This is a genomic window from Mesorhizobium sp. L48C026A00, from assembly GCF_000502375.1.
GTDB classification, from domain to species: domain Bacteria; phylum Pseudomonadota; class Alphaproteobacteria; order Rhizobiales; family Rhizobiaceae; genus Mesorhizobium; species Mesorhizobium muleiense.
This window is the reverse complement of sequence record NZ_AYWU01000076.1, coordinates 1-5,204: the sequence shown is the minus strand read 5'-3', so window position 1 is coordinate 5,204 and position 5,204 is coordinate 1. Positions and strand designations below refer to the sequence as shown.

Sequence of the window (5,204 nt, the reverse complement as noted above, 5' to 3'; positions counted from 1 at the left end):
GATCTGGTTCTTTGCCAACTCGGACTGCAGTTTTTTCCGGACCGATCGAGTGCGCTACGTGAGATGTTCCGGGTGCTGGTGCCTGACGGCCGACTGGCCTTAAGCGTTTTCAGCGCTATTGAGCGCACTCCTGCGGCAAAGGCGCTGGCGGACGCCTTGGATCGCCATCTCGGTCCAGGCGCTTCGGCAACGAAACGGTCCGAGCATTCACTCGCCGATGCGGACGAGCTTTACCGATTGGTGGCCGGGGCGGGATTTCGTCAGGTGACCATCNCCAGGCGCTTCGGCAACGAAACGGTCCGAGCATTCACTCGCCGATGCGGACGAGCTTTACCGATTGGTGGCCGGGGCGGGATTTCGTCAGGTGACCATCCACACGACGAAACAGAACATCCGATTCCCCTCGTCAAAGGAATATGTGCGACTACAGCTGGCAGCGACTCCGCAGGCTGGGCTGGTCAGCGGAATGGATGCCGGACAGCGGGACGCAGTCATCGCAGCAATCATGGGTGATGTAAGTTCCTCGCTGGCAATCTATTCAACTGCAGGAGAGCTGATGTTCCCCCAAGAGGCTCACGTCGTGCTCGCATGCAAATAGCGCAGCTGACTCTGCGGCATCCGGTGTTCAACAAGCGCCCACGCAAAGCGAGCCTAATTAGAGGAGGAGCGTAGCAGCCCCTCCTCCTTGGCAGCAACCTCGAAGGCGGGCGTGCGCTCGCCTTCAATGAGGCCCATGCAGACATCGACCGCCTTCCACTTAGGTCCCCGCTTGGTCCACTTCATGAGTTCTATAGCGGCACCCTCGACATTGGTGCAGACGAAGGTGAGCCCAGGTTGGTCGGTTTCGATAAAGACCGGAGGGTGAAACCAATGGATGATACCTCCTACTCAGGCGAGAGATACATCTCCGCCTCCTTAGCGGCAGCCACGAAAGCCTTTCGGATCACGTGAGGGTCAATCGGATCGCCCTCCAGTGCTGACAGGCAGAGGGTCCACGCCTTGTGCCAGTGAGGTCCTCTCCGGGTCCACGTCTTGAGCTGCTCAAGGGCTGCCCTCGCATTGCTGCAGCCATGCCTGGCGCCTTCCGTTTCAGTCTTCACGAACACCGGAGGGACGAACCAAAGACTTGCCATGGCACCTCCTACTCAGGCNGGTCCACGCCTTGTGCCAGTGAGGTCCTCTCCGGGTCCACGTCTTGAGCTGCTCAAGGGCTGCCCTCGCATTGCTGCAGCCATGCCTGGCACCTTCCGTTTCAGTCTTCACGAACACCGGAGGGACGAACCAAAGACTTGCCATGGCACCTCCTACTCAGGCGACAGATACACGCTCGCCTGGGGGCACTCTGCCCTCGAACGCGCCCACGCAGGATTGGACCGCCTTCGTCCATTTCGAGCCCTTTGTGTCCCACGCCACGAGTTCCTCAGCGGCTCCCTCGACAGGTTTCGCCTTCACGTAGACGGAGGGAGAGAACCAGAGGAGTCTCATGATGAGTAAATTAGGGGATGCTCACATGTTTGGTAGAGGCGGGATCACAGCGGCGGCTCGATCGAGTTCTCTGACCGGCTCTCATTTCCGGTCATGCCAGTCGCTTACCGCCCCAGCGCTTGTTTCGAAGCCGACAGAAGTTCTTCCTCGTCCACCACTCCGGCCATGTAATTGGCAATAATTCGGGACGCGAGCGTTTCGNAAGCCGACAGAAGTTCTTCCTCGTCCACCACTCCGGCCATGTAATTGGCAATAATTCGGGACGCGAGCGTTTCGCGTTGTTGTTCCGATTGACCGTCAATCCTCAAGCGATTGAACACGCGGCCAAGTAGCGCCAGCTCGGACGGGTTGAAGACACCCACATCCTCGGCTCTTCCACGAATCGGCATGACAAACCCCCTTCGCCCAGAGATTTTGTTCGTGCGGCATTATCATACACCAAAAAGACCGCACTTCGTTGCTGAATCGCAGGCGCGAGGAATGATTAGAACCTCTCCATCGGCTTTAGACAGATTGGGCCATTGAAGCTCGTTATTGGGAACCAACCAAACGGTAGCGGAAGTGGTTTCGGATGTGATCGTTGAAGAAGCGGCCCTTGGCGAAGGCGGCTCGGAACTCGGCGAAGCTCTCCGGCGGCACGTCCTCAAACTGAAGGCATTTACCGCTGGCCACGAACCACACCGAAAGGGTTCTGCGTTCCGGATCGTATTCCGTTTTGCGTATCGAGGTAGACGGCAAGAAGTTCCCACCTGGTCTTCAGCAGACACCAAGGGACAATATCTGTTGCTCGTGAATGAAGATTAGCGGCCGATAAAGGTTCCGTTGCGGCCGCAAAAGCGAGCCGCTGCAGTCCTCGGAATTAGAATGCCCGCGCGCCATCTCTCCCTCAGATCCGCCACGAACGGCGCTGTTGCTAATCGCGGGGCCTCAGCAAAGCATTGCATTCGGCCGCTCGCTGGACGGATTCGACAACAAGGGCCAATCACGGCATGATCCTCCGATGGTGTCGGGGGATACCTCATGCGTTTAAAACGAAATGCTAGGCGGTCGGCCTTTCGACAGCCGCAGAGGCTGTTGGCGATTGTGACGGCGCTGGGGATCGCCGGCTATTTCGTTTTTGAGGGCGGGCCTGCGGTATCCTTGACGCCGTTGCTGGGTTCGATGCTTGGTGCGGATCCGATTGCCGGCATCGCATCTGTGATCGACGGCGACACGATCGAAATTCACGGCCAGCGGATCCGCTTCAATGGCATTGATGCGCCCGAGTCTTCCCAACAATGCGACGACGCGAGGGGCTTCCGATACCAATGCGGCGCGAAGGCAGCCGCGGCTCTTGACGGCTTTCTTTCCGAATCCCGCTCGGTGCGCTGCGAGTTCGCCAGTTGGGATAGCTATGGCCGTTATGTCGGCAACTGCTCGCGTGGCGACGGGGTCAACATCGCCGGCTGGTTGGTCGAGAACGGCCATGCCCTCGATTGGCCGAAATATAGCAGCGGCGCCTATGCAGGTCAGCAGGCGCTCGCGAAGGCAGCGGCGCGCGGAATCTGGTCGGGATCGTTCCAGGTGCCGTGGGAGTGGCGGGCTGAGCACATTGCCATCGAGAAGTCGACGAGCGCCCCGCTCTTCGCCACCGGCAACATCGGGTGCAAGATAAAAGGCAACATTTCAGCCGACGGCGGGCGCATCTATCACTTGCCAGGACAGAAATTCTACGACGCGACCCGGATTTCGGAATCAAAAGGCGAACGGTGGTTTTGCTCAGAAGCAGATGCCCGTTCGGCGGGGTGGCGACGATCGAAGCGATAGGAATCTGGGGCAGGGGAGGCCGCTTTGTAAGTCCATGGTCGTGTGGGCGATATGCGAAGGGCGCGAGGCGTGGGGGAACTATGAAGCAATCAGTGATTACCTTGGTGACGGCGCTGTCAGTGTTGTCCGTGAGTAACTCGCCGTTACGCGGGGAACACACGAACAAACCGCGGAACGTTATTTCGAGCACGGGGACGCAATTCTCGCGAATGACGACCCGGCCGACGGTGCTCGCGCAGAGTTGGTCTTGCCAGCCGCGGTTAACGTGTTCGCGAATCAGCTCTTGCGGTGAGGCGCGGTGGTATCTTGAGAATTGCTCTTGGGGCGGCAAGCTCGATCGGGACAGCGATGGAATACCGTGTGAGTCGTTGTGCTGATCTTACTGCCGCTCAGTGATGTGAACCGACGAATGTTGCGGCCCGCTGGTCACCCCGATAGGCTGTCGGGCCACTCAAGCTAGGTCAGCACTCGGTCAAATTCTCGGCATGGCGCGGGACATTGACGTCGGCGACAAGGCGGCAATCACTGCCAATGTTTTGAGGCAGATCAGCGAGGACCGCGTTAGCGTCACTATTCCGACCTACAATTTTCCGCATTCTATCATCGATAGCAAGGCGAAGGCCGGTTAGAGGATCGACCTAACTGGCGAGGTTGCTCACGTCGATGATGACGCACGCACCGTGACGGGCAATTTGCGACCGCTGCGGTCAACATTGACAAGGTCGACCGGTGACGAAATTCTGGAAGCCTAGCGGCGGGTGCCATTGCGCGACAGGGCGGACTAGGTTTTTGGCGCGCCACACCGCCCTTTGAGAATTGCGATCTCGGTTTCGTGGTGAGACGGGCACGCCTATAAGAAATACGCCCAAGGCGTCGCCGGACACAGCCTTGTTTTGCTGATTTGATATGATGGCCAAACGCTCTCGGTCCGCCTGTGTGCAAGGGCCGGCATTCGGAACACCTGCGATCTTGTCAGGGGTGTGGCACACCCTGCCACGCCGTGATGCGAATCTGACACTTGATGCCTTGGTCGACTGCTGCGAGTGTAGCGAGCGATGGTCCCGAAACCAAGTCGAATGCGGCTAACGCCCGAGCTGGTCGCCAAAGTCCTCAGCGTGGACGATTCTCTCCCACAGCCCTTCACCGCGCCGTCCGACGCCGACCATGATGACACTGTCCGGGCGATACTTGCCGCCGCACCGTCGGCTGATGACGTCTGGCTCTTTGCCTATGGATCGCTGATGTGGAACCCGGCCTGTGATTTCGCGGAGCAGCGGGTGGGCTTCGTGCCCGGGTGGCACCGCTCCTTCTGCCTGGGTTGGGACCGGTGGTTTCGAGGATCAGACAGCAAACCCGGTCTCATGTTGTCGCTCGACCGTGGCGGGCAGTGCAAGGGCGCNCCGCCGGATGCTATCGAGGCCAATCTCGGCAGGCTCTTTCGTCGTGAGATGCGCGCCAAGCCGTCCGCTCATTCGCCGCGTTGGGTGAATGTTCGCAGCGAGAACCGACCGCTCCACGCGATCACCTTTGTGATTAACCGGAACAGCGGACGCTATGTCCGCGGGCTGTCGCTGGAACAGATCGCCGACGCGCTCGCGGTCGCGTGCGGTCCGTGGGGTTCCATGGCCGANTGTCCGCGGGCTGTCGCTGGAACAGATCGCCGACGCGCTCGCGGTCGCGTGCGGTCCGTGGGGTTCCATGGCCGACTATCTCCACAGCACTGTAAGTCACCTTGAAGGTATGGGGATTCACGACAGCCAATTGTGGCGTTTGCAGGAGCTGGTAGCCGAACGCATCGAAGCGTCGACGGCCGAAGATCTTCCCGCGAAATGAGCCAACGGGACTCAACTCAGACCATGACCACTAGTGATGAAAACCTGACGCTTGGTACCCGGCGCAGAAGGCGGCTCCAA

The 5,204-nt window shown here is 59.4% G+C and carries 7 protein-coding genes; 5 read left to right on the top strand and 2 right to left on the bottom strand.

Annotation, left to right across the window (positions count from 1 at the left end; all coding sequences use genetic code 11):
• The first annotated feature begins 3 nt into the window (after window positions 1-3).
• Window positions 4-513 carry a class I SAM-dependent methyltransferase gene (locus X738_RS88170; RefSeq protein ID WP_280812043.1) on the top strand — a complete coding sequence of 170 codons (510 nt, stop codon included), beginning with the start codon at window positions 4-6 and terminating at the stop codon, window positions 511-513.
• A 371-nt stretch (window positions 514-884) separates the two neighbouring features.
• On the opposite strand, the gene X738_RS89580 is transcribed toward X738_RS88170, so the two are convergent.
• Both X738_RS89580 and X738_RS0145230 read right to left on the bottom strand, forming a co-directional pair.
• The gene (locus X738_RS89580) at window positions 885-1,133 is read right to left on the bottom strand and encodes a DUF982 domain-containing protein (protein WP_023804210.1); all 249 of its coding nucleotides are present in this window, start codon (window positions 1,131-1,133) and stop codon (window positions 885-887) included.
• 883 nt (window positions 1,134-2,016) lie between these two features.
• Window positions 2,017-2,223 carry a KTSC domain-containing protein gene (locus X738_RS0145230; RefSeq protein ID WP_031257151.1) on the bottom strand — a complete coding sequence of 69 codons (207 nt, stop codon included), beginning with the start codon at window positions 2,221-2,223 and terminating at the stop codon, window positions 2,017-2,019.
• Between the two features lie 345 nt (window positions 2,224-2,568).
• Between X738_RS0145230 and X738_RS80165 the strand changes: the two genes are divergently transcribed.
• The 4 genes from X738_RS80165 to X738_RS88650 all read left to right on the top strand — a co-directional run bounded on the left by X738_RS80165 (window position 2,569) and on the right by X738_RS88650 (window position 5,124).
• Window positions 2,569-3,291: a thermonuclease family protein gene (locus X738_RS80165; protein ID WP_245277903.1), complete on the top strand. Its 723-nt coding sequence runs from the start codon at window positions 2,569-2,571 to the stop codon at window positions 3,289-3,291.
• Window positions 3,292-3,371: 80 nt separating this feature from the next.
• On the top strand, window positions 3,372-3,668 hold the full coding sequence (locus tag X738_RS89570) for an excalibur calcium-binding domain-containing protein (RefSeq protein ID WP_084833999.1): 297 nt from the start codon (window positions 3,372-3,374) through the stop codon (window positions 3,666-3,668).
• 678 nt (window positions 3,669-4,346) lie between these two features.
• Window positions 4,347-5,027: a gamma-glutamylcyclotransferase gene (locus tag X738_RS88160; RefSeq protein WP_306455011.1), complete on the top strand. Its 681-nt coding sequence runs from the start codon at window positions 4,347-4,349 to the stop codon at window positions 5,025-5,027.
• Entirely contained in the window at window positions 4,990-5,124 is a 135-nt protein-coding gene (locus X738_RS88650; protein ID WP_280812045.1) for a hypothetical protein, read from the top strand. The genes X738_RS88160 and X738_RS88650 overlap by 38 nt, the downstream gene beginning before the upstream one ends.
• Window positions 5,125-5,204 lie beyond the last annotated feature (80 nt).